Annotated in this window: 14 protein-coding genes; 8 read left to right on the top strand and 6 right to left on the bottom strand. The window is 41.6% G+C overall.

The window, feature by feature from the left end:
- Window positions 1-45: 45 nt before the first annotated feature.
- Window positions 46-996, bottom strand: coding sequence for a thioredoxin-disulfide reductase (trxB, locus tag J8M00_RS10135; protein WP_211010142.1), 951 nt, complete (start codon window positions 994-996; stop codon window positions 46-48).
- Window positions 997-1,251: 255 nt separating this feature from the next.
- Here trxB and pssA point away from each other — a divergent pair, with 255 nt between their 5' ends.
- Window positions 1,252-2,577 (top strand): CDP-diacylglycerol--serine O-phosphatidyltransferase, encoded by a 1,326-nt coding sequence (gene pssA, locus J8M00_RS10130; RefSeq protein WP_211010141.1) that lies wholly within the window; start codon window positions 1,252-1,254, stop codon window positions 2,575-2,577.
- Between the two features lie 110 nt (window positions 2,578-2,687).
- On the opposite strand, the gene J8M00_RS10125 is transcribed toward pssA, so the two are convergent.
- From J8M00_RS10125 to J8M00_RS28605, 3 genes are all read right to left on the bottom strand, one after another.
- Entirely contained in the window at window positions 2,688-3,791 is a 1,104-nt protein-coding gene (locus J8M00_RS10125; protein ID WP_211010140.1) for a hypothetical protein, read from the bottom strand.
- A 184-nt stretch (window positions 3,792-3,975) separates the two neighbouring features.
- Window positions 3,976-4,533 carry a carboxymuconolactone decarboxylase family protein gene (locus J8M00_RS10120; protein ID WP_211010139.1) on the bottom strand — a complete coding sequence of 186 codons (558 nt, stop codon included), beginning with the start codon at window positions 4,531-4,533 and terminating at the stop codon, window positions 3,976-3,978.
- A 263-nt stretch (window positions 4,534-4,796) separates the two neighbouring features.
- Entirely contained in the window at window positions 4,797-5,771 is a 975-nt protein-coding gene (locus J8M00_RS28605) for an AraC family transcriptional regulator (RefSeq protein WP_211010138.1), read from the bottom strand.
- A 136-nt stretch (window positions 5,772-5,907) separates the two neighbouring features.
- Here J8M00_RS28605 and J8M00_RS10110 point away from each other — a divergent pair, with 136 nt between their 5' ends.
- The 6 genes from J8M00_RS10110 to J8M00_RS10085 all read left to right on the top strand — a co-directional run bounded on the left by J8M00_RS10110 (window position 5,908) and on the right by J8M00_RS10085 (window position 10,717).
- Window positions 5,908-6,378 (top strand): hypothetical protein, encoded by a 471-nt coding sequence (locus tag J8M00_RS10110; RefSeq protein WP_211010137.1) that lies wholly within the window; start codon window positions 5,908-5,910, stop codon window positions 6,376-6,378.
- 608 nt (window positions 6,379-6,986) lie between these two features.
- A complete protein-coding gene (locus J8M00_RS10105) occupies window positions 6,987-7,451 on the top strand; it encodes a DUF417 family protein (RefSeq protein ID WP_211010136.1) in 465 nt (154 codons plus the stop codon).
- 103 nt (window positions 7,452-7,554) lie between these two features.
- Window positions 7,555-8,622 carry a DUF4331 family protein gene (locus J8M00_RS10100; protein ID WP_211010135.1) on the top strand — a complete coding sequence of 356 codons (1,068 nt, stop codon included), beginning with the start codon at window positions 7,555-7,557 and terminating at the stop codon, window positions 8,620-8,622.
- A gap of 138 nt (window positions 8,623-8,760) precedes the next feature.
- Entirely contained in the window at window positions 8,761-9,633 is an 873-nt protein-coding gene (locus J8M00_RS10095) for an AraC family transcriptional regulator (protein ID WP_211010134.1), read from the top strand.
- A gap of 191 nt (window positions 9,634-9,824) precedes the next feature.
- Window positions 9,825-10,160 carry a glutaredoxin family protein gene (locus J8M00_RS10090; RefSeq protein ID WP_211010133.1) on the top strand — a complete coding sequence of 112 codons (336 nt, stop codon included), beginning with the start codon at window positions 9,825-9,827 and terminating at the stop codon, window positions 10,158-10,160.
- Between the two features lie 5 nt (window positions 10,161-10,165).
- Window positions 10,166-10,717, top strand: coding sequence for an acyloxyacyl hydrolase (locus J8M00_RS10085; protein WP_211010132.1), 552 nt, complete (start codon window positions 10,166-10,168; stop codon window positions 10,715-10,717).
- Window positions 10,718-10,737: 20 nt separating this feature from the next.
- Here the strand turns inward: J8M00_RS10085 and J8M00_RS10080 are convergent, their stop codons facing one another.
- A complete protein-coding gene (locus tag J8M00_RS10080) occupies window positions 10,738-11,307 on the bottom strand; it encodes a hypothetical protein (RefSeq protein WP_211010131.1) in 570 nt (189 codons plus the stop codon).
- A 60-nt stretch (window positions 11,308-11,367) separates the two neighbouring features.
- On the bottom strand, window positions 11,368-12,621 hold the full coding sequence (locus tag J8M00_RS10075) for a GGDEF domain-containing protein (protein ID WP_211010130.1): 1,254 nt from the start codon (window positions 12,619-12,621) through the stop codon (window positions 11,368-11,370).
- A gap of 286 nt (window positions 12,622-12,907) precedes the next feature.
- Between J8M00_RS10075 and J8M00_RS10070 the strand changes: the two genes are divergently transcribed.
- The gene (locus J8M00_RS10070) at window positions 12,908-14,962 is read left to right on the top strand and encodes a TonB-dependent receptor (protein WP_211010129.1); all 2,055 of its coding nucleotides are present in this window, start codon (window positions 12,908-12,910) and stop codon (window positions 14,960-14,962) included.
- Window positions 14,963-15,208 lie beyond the last annotated feature (246 nt).

Here is a 15,208-nt window from a genome sequence, read left to right as displayed (position 1 = left end):
AAATTAAGGGGTGAAGCACGCCATGATTTATGGCGTGCAATTGCATTATTTTAGGTTATCTAAATAACGCTCAGCATCTAGTGCGGCCATACAACCTGTGCCCGCAGAGGTAATTGCTTGGCGGTAGATATGATCTGAAACATCACCAGCAGCGAATACACCTTCAACACTTGTTTGCGTCGCATTGCCGTTTAAGCCTGACTCAACAACTAAATATCCATCTTTCATTTCAAGCTGGCCTGCAAACATGTCTGTGTTTGGCTTGTGACCAATCGCAATGAATACACCAGCTAGATCTAAATCTTCAGTTGTGTCTGACTGAGTATCTTTGATTCTGATGCCCGTAACGCCCATGTCATCACCCAGTACTTCATCTAACGTACGGTCGAAGTGAAGAACAACATTGCCGTTTTTCGCTTTTTCCATCAGGCGGTCAGATAAGATTTTCTCACTGCGGAAGCTGTCTCTACGGTGAATAACGTGTACTTCATCTGCGATGTTTGAAAGGTATAGTGCCTCTTCAACGGCAGTGTTACCACCACCTACTACAGCAACTTTTTGGCCTCTGTAGAAAAAGCCATCACATGTAGCACAAGCAGAAACACCGCGGCCTTGGAAGGCTGTTTCAGATTCTAGGCCTAAGTACTTTGCAGACGCGCCAGTTGCGATGATTAGAGCATCACATGTATACGTACCCTGATCACCTGTTAAGGTAAATGGACGTTTTGTTACGTCTACTTTATTAATATGGTCAAAAATGATCTCTGTTTCAAAGCGTTCCGCATGCTCTTTCATACGCTCCATTAGAGCAGGTCCTGTCAAACCGTGTGCATCACCAGGCCAATTTTCTACTTCTGTTGTTGTTGTAAGCTGACCACCTTGTTGCATACCCGTGATTAAAACAGGGTTTAAGTTTGCACGCGCTGCATAAACAGCCGCAGTGTAACCAGCTGGGCCAGAGCCAAGGATTAATAGTTTACAGTGCTTATCACTCATGAATTTCTATCCTAAAATTTAGTATTAGCATTACAATGATGCCGATTCTAAGTAAATCAACCCAGAAGTAAAATAAAAATCAAATAAAGCAAATTTCGAAATTCTAAACTTGTCAAATATAGTGTACTTGATGGAAAAGTAAGCCAACAAAGCTGAAATTGTCGGATCTTCATGACCTTTCTATTTTTTTTTGTTATGTTTGAAGGAATTTTTTTTGCTACTAAATTATCAGTAGCCCAAGATTAAAAGGTGTATATGGCATTTTGGCAGGACAACTCCGGCTTTGCTTTACAAGCAGACAGCTGTAAAGTCTTAACAGACGCTAAGCATTATCACAGTGAACTTTTGTCTCTGATCAGTAAAGCGAAGCAGCGAATTTATATCGCAGCACTTTATTTACAAGATGACACTGCTGGCCAAGGCGTATTGGCTGCGTTACATAATGCGTCACTGCAGAATCCAGAGTTAGAAATTAAAATACTGGTAGACTTCCACAGAGCGCAAAGAGGTCTTATTGGTGAAGCTAAGTCCGAGGGAAATGCACGTTTGTACTGTGATTACTTGGAAAAGTTTAATTCTAATGTAGAAGTCTATGGTGTGCCTGTTAAAGCGAAAGAGCTTTTTGGTGTGCTTCACCTTAAAGGGTTTGTGATTGACGACACCGTATTGTACAGCGGTGCGAGTATTAACGATGTGTATCTACATCAAGAAGATAGATATAGACTCGATCGTTATTTCCTTATCGAAAATGAGATGCTAGCCAACAGTTTTACTGACTTTATTGAAAAGCATCTAATCAGCTCAGAAGCAGTCCCCCGTATTGATACTCGGCCTTTAACGCCTTTTAGCGATATTAAACTGGCGCAAAAAAAGTTAATGCGTTCACTTAAGCGCGCCAATTACGATATGTCTAAGGCAACCGAATCAACAGACTTAAATGTTCGTGCATTCCTTGGATTTGGGCGCAGAACAAATAAGCTGAATAGATTGATTAAAACCTTGTTTGATACAACAGAACAAGAGTTGATCCTATACACGCCTTATTTCAACTTTCCGGCTCCATTACTTCGTTCGTTGCGCCGTTTACTCAAGCAAGGTAAGTCTATAACCATTGTCGTTGGCGATAAGACGGCAAATGACTTTTATATTGCGCCAGATAAGCCATTCAGCCGCATAGGGGCTTTGCCTTATTTGTATGAGCGAATTTTACACAAGTTTTTAAAGTCACAAAAAAGGTATATAGAGCAGGGGTTGCTTAATGTGTACCTCTGGAAAGATGGAGACAACTCATTCCATTTGAAAGGTATCAATCAAGATAATCAGGTTCATTTGATGACTGGGCATAATTTAAACCCACGAGCATGGGGACTAGACATTGAAAATGGCATTTTAATTGAAGATAGAAACCAAGTATTAAAGCCATTTATAGACGATGAGAAAAACGCGATTTTATCTCATTGCAGAAAATTAAGTGGGCCAGATGATATCGAAACCTTGCAAGATTACCCTGCACCTGTGCAAAAGATACTAGGGCAGGCTAAACGTGTGAAAGTAGACTTTATCATTAAAAAGTTTATTTAGATTTAGAACTGACGAGCGTAGCTCCGTTAGATGAACAGGGCGACTGACTTCAGTCAGTCGCCTTCAAGGCCTATGAATATCTATGGGCCTAAACCATGTTCGCTATCATCTCAACTCCTTTCCCCCTCGAGCAATGCGAGTGACGCCCAAGCGGTTGCTTCATCAGATAAAAATAGATAGGCAGGATCGTCTTTGCTTCGGTTCACACTGATAGAGTATGTTCTCCAAGAGCCGTCAGGCTGTTGATTGTTACGCAGCCAATTGAGAGCGGATGTAATACTTGGATCGTCACTTTTAACACCAGCTTGCATCAGAATATAGGCAATCAAACCAGTTGAATAAGCCTCCGGTTTACGCGCGTCAGGGTGCAGCTTTCTCGGCTTGGTTGGCGCTGTTTTTTCACTGTAGCGCCAATCGTTGAGCTCATATAGGGCCCAACTTCCTTTATTCACTTCATCTCTGTTTTGTTTTTGTAACAACTTACTAATTATTTGATTTTGCTCTTGAGGTGTTAATAACCCTTGCAATCGCGTTGACGCAAAAAGCAACCAAGCTTCTCCAAATAGATTATTTGGATTACGACTGGCTTTGAGCCAGTTTCGCAGTTTATCTACACGACCTTTAAGTGCTGGCAGTGAGTTTTCATTGAAGTAGCCAGGAGCTGTGCCGATAGCAACCGCAGCCTGACAAGCTGCAAAATGCTGTGCTTCTATCGTAGCTAAGGGTTCGTATGTAAAGTTAAACCAATCCCAACCACCATCGGCGCGCTGATGAAGCCAAAGCCGTTCGAAAGCTGTAATCAATAAAGGGGAAGACTGCAAAGCGCCTTCTCTGGCTTCTTTCATCGCGAGCAAGTAAGTGGTATTAATCGCTTCACTACCGCGAGACTGAGTCAATCTGCCGGGAGGATTTACAAACCATGGCGCAACGCCTGGGCCGGCAACAAGGCGGCGACGTATGTTATCAAATATGCGCTCATTCAGTCCTGCTCCTTGTGTAAGCTTAGGACGAACGAGTGTGTAAGTGTGTGTTGTGTGACAGGCATTGCATTGTACTGCGCCGTTATGGTCTGTAGGCGTTTGTTTAATTGGATAATCGAGCCACCACAGCGCTCTATTATCGAGCCACTGAGCGGCTTTGATTTTATTCCATTGAGGCGGTTTGTCTGATGTTTCAATCTGGCCCCATGCCAAAGAAGAATTGAAAAGCATCATTGGTAGCAAATACTTAAGGCCATATGAGCCAGATAACGAGATTGAATTTTGCGTTTTGCAATGTAGTGTGCGTTTGTTTTGCATAATAGCTTTAGGCGCAATTGCCTAACCCCATTTAATTTTAAAGCAGTACACCGAATGTAAGTTCGAACTAGTAACAAAAGTAAACTTTGACGGACTGGAGTTAGTAATCATCAAATTGTTTATTTTGGGCTTTGACTAGTGGGTAATCGATTTCCGTTTTGGCGATCATATGGTAGTAAGTTGTAAAGATGTTCATAGCAGTGTGTGCCACAATTTCGCTGATCTCTGCATCCGTTAGTTTCAATTCTTTTAACTTGATAAACTCGATATCATATACTTGCCCGCGGGATTCGAGGATATGATTAACAAACTCTAATATACACTGTGTTGTTGATTCTTGAGACTTACCCTTTAAGTTAAGTGCCATTTCCTTTGTGCTTAGACCTGCCATTTCTCCGATGGCAGTGTGTGCTGATGCGCAGTAATCACAGTTGTTTTTGCCAGCCACCGCTAATGCAATTTGTTCGCGCAGAGCGGGCGTTAAACTTCCTCTAGCCAACGGGCTACTCATACCAAGAAATGCTTCTAGTACCACATGCGAACTTGCGAGTGTTTTGAAAGCATTCGGTATGCCACCAAATTGCTTTTGAGCGAGTGCTAGTACTTCTTTGGTTTCACCCTCAGCAATATTTGGATCAATCGGTTTGATACGAGTCATAGTTACACTCCAATTATGATGTTTAGCGAAATAAAAGCGTCTATGAACAGATAAAATAAACAGGAAGTAAATATAGACCTCTGTACTTTAAACCTGCTTCAGACGCCATATATTTTGAGAACAACAAGCCTGCTAAACAATGTTGGAAGGTATAGGATTTATGTCAAACCGTATTATCTTGGCATTATTTAAGACGCACAAAGCCAGCTAGTATAGACGTTGGGGGTATACTAGCTTGGACTTGTAAAATATTTGATTAGTAACTATTTTTGTCTTCTTAATTGGCCAGGGCTGACACCGATAATCTTTTTGAAAGCCTTGCTAAATGAGGCTTCTGAACGATAGCCAACTTGTTCTGCAATACTGATCATAGACTCTTTCCCTTCTTTCAACAGGTCCTGAGCGATATGCATTCGCCATTGACTCAGGTACGACAGAGGCGTCATACCGATGATTTCATGAAATAGATTAGCAAATGCTGAGCGTGACATACCAACAGAGTGTGCCATTCGCTCAACTGTCCAGGCTTGGGCTGGCTGTTTGTGGATCAGGCTTAATGCGTGACTAAGACGCGTATCAGCGAGCGCCCTAAAGTACCCAGTACCAGAGTGTTGTTTGTTCATATGCCATCGAAGTAATTGAATGACAAGCACTTCGGTTAGACGATCAACTATGACGGTGCCCCCAGGTAATGTTGAACGGGATTCATGGGCCAGCATATTGGCGAGGTTGTTTAACCATAAGAGTGAGGGTTCTTCATTTGTTTTAATATGCAAAAAATCAGGCATATCTCTTAGCAGAGGCAGTTGGATATGCTGTTGATATTTAAAGTATCCACATAAAAGGGTGGTATTGTTACCATCCCCAGTAAATGGATTTTCGTTATTTTGGATCTGCGTTAGTAATTCGTCACCTGATACACATACGCCATTTGGTTGGTCGCCAATTTGGTGAGCAGATCCCGTGGGGAAGGCGACAATATCTCCAGTTGAGAGGTAAGTGGCATGCTGTGATTCAGGCATGTTTAGCCAAGCACTGCCCCGTACCACAAAATGAAAAGTACCATAGTCTGTCTTTTGCTCCTTTATGCCCCAAGGTGCGGAGAACTCAGTGCAAAAGTAACTGCTAGCTTGGAGGCGAAGCGCATTTAGGATATCTGATAATGCGTCCCCTCCAATTAAGCTGTTTCCAGCATTGGGGACCTGATCATTAGATTGGGGTTGAACATGATTAAACACTTGTTTACTCCCATTGGTTAATGTGAACTAATAAAAGTACGATTGGACATTTATGTTGCACTAAATATCATAGTTAGTACAAGGAAAAACTATAAAATTGTTGATTCTATCGTTTATTAAAGTGGAGAGTATCACGATGAATGAAACAGCAAATGAAGTAACAGGTTGGAAATGGACAATGTATGCTGGGTTAATACCTTTGATGGCGGGGTTTTTTATGTTATTGACTTCAAATATCTCTATGTCGAATGATATGTCGCTTTGGACATTTGTTATTCACAACTTAGACTTTAGTTTTTCTCAGCTTGCAGCAGTCGATCCGCAAGCGGGTCCATTTGTTGCGTTTTTAGCGATGCTTGCAAGTGTTAACATTGTTTCAGCAGCCGTGCCCATTATTCTTATCTCTATATTTGCTCTTAGAAAGGGGCAAAAATGGGCTTGGTATTACCTTTTGTTCATGCTTGTGTGGGAAGGCTTTAATGATGTTTATAGCGTGACTCTGTTTTATTTTGAAACAGGTGCCCCCATGTTTATTATGCCATGGCTATTTTGTATTTTGATGGCGACAGGTCTATATAAAACACGCCAGCAGGTTTTTAATCAGTAATATACATTATAAGTCGGGCATAGTGACATATATGAGCGGGTTGCAATGACCCGCAGTCGTTTTTAAATAATACAGGCGTCATTTAGTCAATCAAAATTTTTCATGGCATAGGTTCAATCGCGAAATATCACTCCTCGCTATGCCTGAGCGTTAAGTGGTACCTTTCTACGCCTTTCTGCATTCCAACAGTCTTTTTTCCATATCTAAAACACATGTTGCTGGCTTCATTACCGGACACTGGTGGGATTTACTTTTAGCAATTTTATTGCAGCTTACAATCAAGTTTAATTTGTTTATTTCCCTTTATATTTGTACGAATAGACAAGATTTTAGTTCATATGGTCATGGTTGATACAGAGAAGCTGGGAAATAATCTATAGCGAGCCGTTGATAGATGACGTTATTTTTGCAGCTGGCCTGAAATATCTAGGGGCGAATGGCAATAGATAGATGAAGTCGCGACATGCAATTCAACTGTTTCACGATACATTGCTGCTGATATGAACGTAGATGCAAAGCATTAAGCGTAATGACAGCCGCCGTTTTGTTACGTTTCTGGACACGGCATTGAGAACTCGAAGCTTATTCATTTTTTAAGGAGGCCGCCTATGCTCACTAATTCAATTAATTCTATGCACAAAATTGGACAAGGCACTGCTCTGCTGGGAGTGGTGCTGCCATTATTGCTAATTGGGATACTCAAGTTCACCCCTACAGAAGTTGAGGCATTGAAACCAATTATCAATGGCACCCCTTGGTTAACTTGGTTATATGCCTTATTTGGCTTTGAGGGAGCGTCTTATTTTCTCGGTGTGTTTGAGATAATTACGGCTACTTTATTAGTCATGTCGGTTTGGTCTGCACGTGCAGGTATTGCCGGCGGGGCTATGGGGGCGATGACTTTTTTGGTGACGGTGAGCACTTTACTTGTGCTGCCTATATGGGAGGAAAAAGAAGGCGGATTTCCATATGTCAATTTTTTAGGTCAATTTTTAATCAAGGATGTTGCGTTGTTAGGTATTTCAATATTAGTAGCGACTCACTGCTTTACGCGTTTACGTGCTCGCAGCTGAGCCAATGAAGCAACTCAAATATAAAAAAGTAAGGGGGTATAGAGCAAAAATTTAAACCGCAAAACCCACTTTTTAATAGCAACCCGGTTTATAGGAGACCACCATGATTAAATTGCTAAAAAAATTACCCAATAAATCAGCTATGGCGGCGATAGCTTTTGCTATTGGTGCAAGTATAAGCGCTGCCCCGGCTGTTGCGAGCCATCACTTTGAAAGTAAATTGGCTCAGGAGCATCCGCAGTTTGATCTGACTGACATGTTTGTGTTTGACTCTGAGCGACGAGGTTACACTGCATTTATGATGGATGTGAATCCAACAACGAAAGGCAGCGCAGCTTTTGGTGAGAAAGGAGTATACAGCTTTCATATTGCCAGTGATAAATCTTTTGGTAGTGGTGGAATGACTATTACAGCACATTTGGAAGGAAATCAGTTGGTTTTTGGGCTCGTAGATGGCGCGAATCAGGCCGTAGGTACAAAAGGTAAGGTATTTGGTAGGGTTGAAGTAGGCAAAACTGTTAAATTTAAAAATGGCGTGAAAGTATGGAGCGGAGCAGCACGAGATCCATTTGTAGGAAACTCCGAAGGTATTGTCGGATTTTTAACCACACTGATTGGCAAAGGTAAGCTTGAATTGTCCCAGTTCAATAAAGGGGTTGATTTATTTAAAGACTTTAACAGCAGCATCATTTTAGTTGAGGTGCCTAACAAAATGTTGCCTAAAAGTATTCATGTATATGCGAGCAGTGCTATGTACAATGTTGACCAGTGGGTGCAAGTGAATCGAGTGGCAAATCCGCTTGTCACGCATATGTTTTTGGCAAATAACAAAATGGAAGTGAGTGAGCATATTCAACACCGCCCTGATAGTGATATGACTCGCAGATATGCGATATCTGGGATGGTACTAAGGGCTGTCTCATTGGATGGAAAATTATCTAATCCTGTAGAGTATGCGGACTCGGTGGCAGCACAATTGTTACCTGATATGATTTCTTACAAGGTGGGCAGTCGTGCAGAGTACAGCTACCCTAAAGTTAATGGTCGTAAACCCAGTGATGATGGTATGGACGCCGTGCTGAGCTTAATGGTTGGGCGCAAGGTGACTGATCATGCAAACACCTTTAATCGACACCCTGTTAAGTTTCCATACGTAGTACCAGTGCAGTAATAGGCTAATTATATTTTACCCCGACCATGGTGTTTCTCAATTTTGAGATGCACCATTATGGGTATGAAAGCCTTCGCTTAAACAGCCACTTAAATATACTAAGTGTGTATTGCAATCTGATATCTTAGGTACGATATTATGGCTTATACCAAAGATCTAATTGATATTATTTTGTCAGGATTTCGCTACACAGGTAGCGTCATTAACCACCCGACGTTTCAAAATGCATTTCATGATTTTGAAGCATTAAATCGCGATCGGATGCCATTTCATTACATCGAAAGGGGTGAATGTGTTATTTCTACAGCAAACAATGACTATCATCTGAAAGAGGGGGATTTCATCGCGATATTACGGCCGACTCACCACCACACACTCAAAAGTGCTCATGCTCAAATCCCCCAAACAACAACTTTGATTTGCGGCTATTTTGAATTCTTAGCGATTTACAACAAACCCTTCTTAGATAGCTTGCCCGACGTAATTGTTATTAAAAAAGAACACATGTCTGAGTCCAGAAGGTTGGCCATGGTGATGCAGATGTTAGTACAAGAAGTAAATAGTAAGGAATATGGAGCAAACGTAGCGGCAAAGTCTTTGACAGAATTGCTATTTACGCTCATTTTACGATATGTGTTGAACTCAAGTTTTGTTGATAGAGGGTTAATCGCAGGGTTAGCTCATCCACATTTGTCGAAGTCACTGGCCGTTTTTCATAAAGATTTCTCTTCGCCTTGGACAGTAAAGCAACTTGCACATGCTGCTGGCTTGTCTCGCAGTAAATTTATTGCGTGTTTTAACCACATTATTGGCCAGTCTCCTGGTACATATATGACACAGTGGCGCATGATTTGGGCCGCAAACCAACTGGCGCAAAGCGACAGAAGCATTTTTGACATTGCGCTGAGTGCAGGGTATCAGTCTGATGCGGCATTTAGTCGAGCATTTAAGCAATTTTATGATTTGGCGCCTTCTGCCTATAGAAAAGCGGCAATAAATGTCGCCTACTAAGAGCGACACAGATTTTAATAAAGGAATGTTGCTGGTGAGATAATAATCCATGCTCTCTGTGCATGGCGAGTTGTTCGATATTGCAATGTTAAATAAAAACGATTAGTCAAATTGTTAGAACTTTCGGGGAAAAACCAGAATACAGTTTTTTTTATACTTTTATCTCCAATTAAATATATGCGGTGATGAAAGTGAATATAGCAACCAAAGTTTCAAAAACACGTTCTACAGGTTTTAATCAGACACATCAAAAACTATCACTTTATTATAGGCCCAGTTGTCCCTACTGCCACTATGTACTTGGCGCACTAAAAGCCCACAACATTAACATTGAACTAAGAAATATTACAGACAGTGCTGAGTATGAAACCGAATTGATTAAACATGGGGGTAAACGGCAAGTTCCCTGTTTGTTGGTTAGGGGAGAAGGTGCTGACAATTGGATGTATGAATCACAAGATATAATTGACTACCTTTTGCTCACCAATGACAGTGATGCTGCCGATTCAGAGTGCTCTGGTGAATAGAGGTGATGTCAGCAGTCAAATCTCAGAGCACTTTTATTGCGTTACTCTTGGTCGCAATAAGCGTGTATTCTGCGCAAAGTCAAAGTAGAGGAAGTGCATTAGCCATTGATTATATTCAAGGGGAAGGCGGGGCTTCGGGCGTTAAGCTAGCTTACTTGGAAAGGCTAATGACCTCGTCTGATTTGTTGGCGAGTTTCGATGTATCACTTGAAGCAAGCATCAACCTATGGGATAGGGAAAAATACCATATCAAGGAAACTAATCTGGTGTTTGCCATTTCTCCAATACTTCACTATCAGGTAATGAGTTTAAAAAATGGCGCTGCAATTTTTGCTGAGCTTGGTATTGGCGTGGCGTATGTAAAAAATAAGGTATTTGTTGGGAAAAACATCGGTAGTCACTTACAGTTTGAAGATAGAATTGGAGTTGCGATGAAGTTTGGTGAAAAGAATAAGGATATTATCGCCTTACGCTATTTACATTATTCTAATGCAGGGATAAAGCGTCCCAATCCGGGGCTGGATTTCATTAGCCTTTCTTTTACGCGACTTTTTTGAGGTAAGTAGCTAAAGGCAGGCTATTTGAGCCTAAAACCGGGGACTTTTTTGTCGGGGTCAATAGGGATGTTAAGCGCGAGAGTTAAAGTCGACAAAAACATTGCATGTGCACAGGTCGCCATGATTTCAACGACTTGTGCTTGGTTGAAACCACAAGAAAGCAATGAAGCTTGGTCATCAATGACAAAATTGCATAATCCTTGACTGCGGTTTTTGGCCACCGTAATAGCGCAGTGATATTGCTCAGGAACGACTCCTTGAGATTTATTGTCGACGATCTCGATCAAGGCGTCATAGTCTAAGTTTTTTGCAAGAAATAGTGTATTGTATGCGTGTAACTCTGCACAATAAGGTGAGGCTTGTTCACGTGATACCGTGAACATGATGAGCTCTTTTAATAACACAGGCAAAGTTCCGTTTTGATATAAATCAGCCCAAATAGCGCAGGTAACTTTAAGTGAGCTATAGTCATTACCTAGGTAAAGTGCCCAGTTGGGCAAGTGTTCAAGTTTAAATTGTTCCAATATTGCATCATAAAGCTCACAGACACGTAAGGAAGCATCTTGGTATAAAAGCTGCTGCACTGGCATTGATTAACCCCTTCTGAGTGAATACACCAACAATGATAGGTATTATCATTGTTGGTGTATTCACTTGCGCATATTTTGCTTGTTCAAGCGTTTGTCCTGATACATCCGTTCATCGGCTAAGGCAAAAATACCCTTGGCCGTTTTATCACCTTCGCTGGAGGCCGCAAATCCGATACTAGCACCTACTTGCTCAAAACCTCTTGCAACAACGTTTGCAATAGCCTGATTTAAGCGTTCTTTGAGTACTTTTGCTAAGTCTAAGTTAGCGAGGTAGTAAATAACGACAAATTCGTCGCCGCCTATCCTGTAAGCTCTGTCACTATCTCGGCACGCAGCTGTGAGCTCTTGGGCAAAAGTTTGCAGCAATTTGTCTCCTTGCTGATGACCCAGTTGATCATTAATTTGTTTCATTCCATCTAGGTCAATAACAGCTATGACGAATTGGTTTTTACTATCCGTTGTTTGCGCTTTAAAAGCTGCTGCGATATCTCTATCAAATGCCAATTGATTGAATACGCCAGTGAGATTATCTCGCTCTGCGAGGTGTTTGTGTTTCTGTACTTCTTGCTCTTTTTGTTGCAATGAAATCGCTTTTCCGATGATCACTGATGCCATGTGTAAAACGTCTTCTGCCAGTGACCAATTTACGAAACTATTATCATGCATCAAAAAAATATGCCCCACGACACACCCTCTAGAGTCTTTGTAGACATACCCTGCGTATACTTGTGCGCCAATTTCTTGTATGTGAGTGTCGTTTGGGAATAGCTCGGTGAGGTTTTCAAATCGCGTAAACTTCTGGGTTTGTTCGACAGACTCACAGGGAACACCTGCAAGTGAATAGGTAAAATTGTCCACCAGTTGGTTTGTGTCCCAATGAGCTAATACTTCAACTGTACAGTCAGGTTTAAATTTATTGACTGCCACCCAACGCCAGCCAAGTAGTTCGCCCAAAACACGAGTGATAGAAGTAAATATGCTTTCTTCGCAATCTACACAGCCCAAGATACTCTTTAGGATCTTGTCCTTAAGGTCGTAATACGATTGCTCTTGAAAGAAGATCACAACCTGATAGTTCGACACTTGTGCAATAGAGGCATTGCCGCCTTCAATTTGACACTCGTGAGATTGTCGGTTCCGCTCAGATACCAGTGTCTGAACCGCATTTTGGGATGTTTGCTTAGTGAATTGCCACACTCTATTGGCGAAGATCTTTTGCCCACGGTTATCAAACACTGCGGCGGGCTCTCTAAGCTCTTTTAGCAGCAATTGTAAATTATCTAACAGTGGTGTTGATTGAGTATGTTGGCCCATAGCTGTGCCTGCAAGATGATATACCATTGAAAACTATAGTTGAGATAGCCCAACTTGGCACGAACAAGGAGCGAAGAGAATCCTGATACGCTATCAATTGTGACAGTTGCGGTTATTCAATAGGTTAAGGACGATCTGACATGAAAAGCGGTTTCTCAAGCATATTTCCAATCGGGCTATTTAGGCACAATGAATAAAGAGTTAATTGGCGATATGTGCTTGCAGCCTCAACAGCTAAAAGTGCCTTGAACTGAATATTGAGCTAGGTACTCAGGAGTGCAAATCAATGGTGAATCGTGTGTGGGTATTATTATCAGGAACGCTGTCGTTACCTATATTGGCTGGCAGTGATGTTGATATAGAAACGATCTCGGTTTCTGGTCATAACATAAATTTAATTGGCCGCTCTATCTCGGCTTCGGAAGGTGTTGTTGGTCAAAAGGAAATCTCAGTTCGTCCACTAGCACGCAGCGGTGAAATTATGGAACTGGTTCCAGGTATGATTGCTACGCAACACAGTGGATCTGGAAAAGCGCTTCAGTACTTTCTTCGCGGGTTTAGCTTGGATCACGGTACGGACTTTGCCACTTTTGTTGATGGTATGCCAGTAAATATGCGCTCTCATGGCCATGGACAAGGTTATACAGATATGAACTTTGTGATCCCAGAAACGATTTCTACTTTGGCATATAAAAAAGGCGCTTATTACGCTGATGTTGGTGATTTCAGTGGTGCTGGTGGTGCATCTCTATCTACTGTGGCTGTATTAAACCAAGGAGTGGCTGAAGTTACGATTGGAGAAAATGAATTTCGTCGCTTGTTACTAATGGATAGCCTACAAGTACAAGGTGGCAATGCTATTTTGGCATTTGAGGGGAATAATTATCGTGGTCCTTGGTTAGATGTGGATGAAGACGTTGAAAAATTAAATGGGTTATTCAAATACACCAAGTCTATAAAAAATGGTGTGATGACGCTCAACTTTATGGCCTATGACAATCAATGGAATAGTGCAGATCAAATACCAGCGCGAGCCGTAGAACAAGGCATTCTAGATCCACTAGGGTCTTTAGATAAAACGCTAGGCGGCGCGTCCGACCGATACAGTTTTAGTGCAAACTGGGAAAATGAAAGCTGGCATGCATCAGCGTTTGTAATTGATTACAGTTTGGCACTGTGGTCCAACTTTACTTATTTTTTAGATGATGCAGATTCTGGGGATCAATTAGAGCAAGTCGATGAGCGACGAATATATGGCGGTCATGTTAGCTACGAGTTGTCTAGCATGTTGAATAATACACTCATGTTCAATACGTTAGGTACGCAAATTCGTATTGATGACATTGACGAAGTCGGCTTATATAAAACTAAACAAAGGCATAGATTGGGCACGGTTCGAAGCGACCGCATTAAAGAGTCCAGTGCCAGTCTATATTGGGACAACAAAATAGATTGGTTTAATAACTTTTCTACTGTTTTTGGGGTCCGCTACGACTATTTTGATTTTGACGTCACAGATAATGCTGGTGAAAATTTTTATGGACACAATTTAAACGTCAATAGCGGTAAACGAAATGACGATTTAACTTCGCTAAAGGCAAGTCTTATCTATGATCTCTCTGAACAGTGGCAAAGCTACTTGTCATTCGGACAAGGGTTTCACTCAAATGATGCGCGGGGGACAACGATTCAAATTGATCCTGTGTCGGGTGATCTCGTTGACACAGTTGATGCATTGGTTGAGTCCTCGGGTTATGAATTAGGGTTTAGAGGTTTTATTGATGACAAAGTCAATACGTCTATCTCTTTTTGGGCGCTGGATTTAGACAGTGAACTATTGTTTGTTGGCGACGCTGGCAATACTGAACCGACCGATGCATCAACTCGTAAGGGTGTTGAGGCTACCATGTACTTCCGAATGAGCGAATGGTGGAGTATCGATATTGAGTATGCATATACTGACGCTCAATATCGCAATAAAAATGCGAATGAAAAGTATATTCCTGGCACCGTAAAGCACGTGTTGCAAGCAGGGTTGAATTTTGAAGAAGGCCAGCATTGGTTTGGCAGTATCCGTGTTCGATACTTCGGTGAACGCCCATTAACTGAAGACAATTCGGTTTCATCTGGTTCCAGCACTATCTGGAATATGCGTATTGGTTATCGCTTTGATGACTGGGTGATAAAAGCTGATATTTTAAATTTGACCGATAGCCGCAATCACGATATTACATACTTTTATCAATCGCAGCTGGCGAATGAAGCAGCACCAGTTGACGATGTGCATCACCACGCGTTTGAGCCTCGTGCAATACGTATCTCTACAAGCTACCAATTTTAACGTTAGGGCAAACTTAAAGCTCAACATCAAATCTAAAAATACAGTTGGACATAATTGAAGTCGCATCGGACATACACGGTTCAAAGGTCATAAGGAATAATACCTTTAAAGCGATATACAAATGATTGCTACAAAATGAAATGACTTTATTTGGTGATTTAGGGATCTCTTCTGATATGAACTTGACACCCGTCGATCGCTATACAATCTTAACTTACTGCACTGTAGGGTGTTTACACAGTTACA

This window comes from Pseudoalteromonas luteoviolacea, from assembly GCF_018100925.1.
Lineage (GTDB): Bacteria > Pseudomonadota > Gammaproteobacteria > Enterobacterales > Alteromonadaceae > Pseudoalteromonas > Pseudoalteromonas obscura.
This window is presented reverse-complemented; position numbering and strand designations above follow the sequence as displayed.

Excerpts from the sequence above, each read along its gene's own strand:
- J8M00_RS10095 (WP_211010134.1), top strand. The coding sequence starts at position 8,761 with ATGGCTTATACCAAAGATCTAATTGATATTATTTTGTCAGGATTTCGC.
- J8M00_RS10080 (WP_211010131.1), bottom strand. The coding sequence starts at position 11,307 with ATGCCAGTGCAGCAGCTTTTATACCAAGATGCTTCCTTACGTGTCTGT.
- J8M00_RS10105 (WP_211010136.1), top strand. The coding sequence starts at position 6,987 with ATGCTCACTAATTCAATTAATTCTATGCACAAAATTGGACAAGGCACT.
- J8M00_RS10120 (WP_211010139.1), bottom strand. The coding sequence starts at position 4,533 with ATGACTCGTATCAAACCGATTGATCCAAATATTGCTGAGGGTGAAACC.
- J8M00_RS10085 (WP_211010132.1), top strand. The coding sequence starts at position 10,166 with ATGTCAGCAGTCAAATCTCAGAGCACTTTTATTGCGTTACTCTTGGTC.
- J8M00_RS10075 (WP_211010130.1), bottom strand. The coding sequence starts at position 12,621 with ATGGGCCAACATACTCAATCAACACCACTGTTAGATAATTTACAATTG.
- J8M00_RS10070 (WP_211010129.1), top strand. The coding sequence starts at position 12,908 with ATGGTGAATCGTGTGTGGGTATTATTATCAGGAACGCTGTCGTTACCT.
- J8M00_RS10110 (WP_211010137.1), top strand. The coding sequence starts at position 5,908 with ATGAATGAAACAGCAAATGAAGTAACAGGTTGGAAATGGACAATGTAT.
- J8M00_RS10100 (WP_211010135.1), top strand. The coding sequence starts at position 7,555 with ATGATTAAATTGCTAAAAAAATTACCCAATAAATCAGCTATGGCGGCG.
- trxB (WP_211010142.1), bottom strand. The coding sequence starts at position 996 with ATGAGTGATAAGCACTGTAAACTATTAATCCTTGGCTCTGGCCCAGCT.
- pssA (WP_211010141.1), top strand. The coding sequence starts at position 1,252 with ATGGCATTTTGGCAGGACAACTCCGGCTTTGCTTTACAAGCAGACAGC.
- J8M00_RS10125 (WP_211010140.1), bottom strand. The coding sequence starts at position 3,791 with ATGATGCTTTTCAATTCTTCTTTGGCATGGGGCCAGATTGAAACATCA.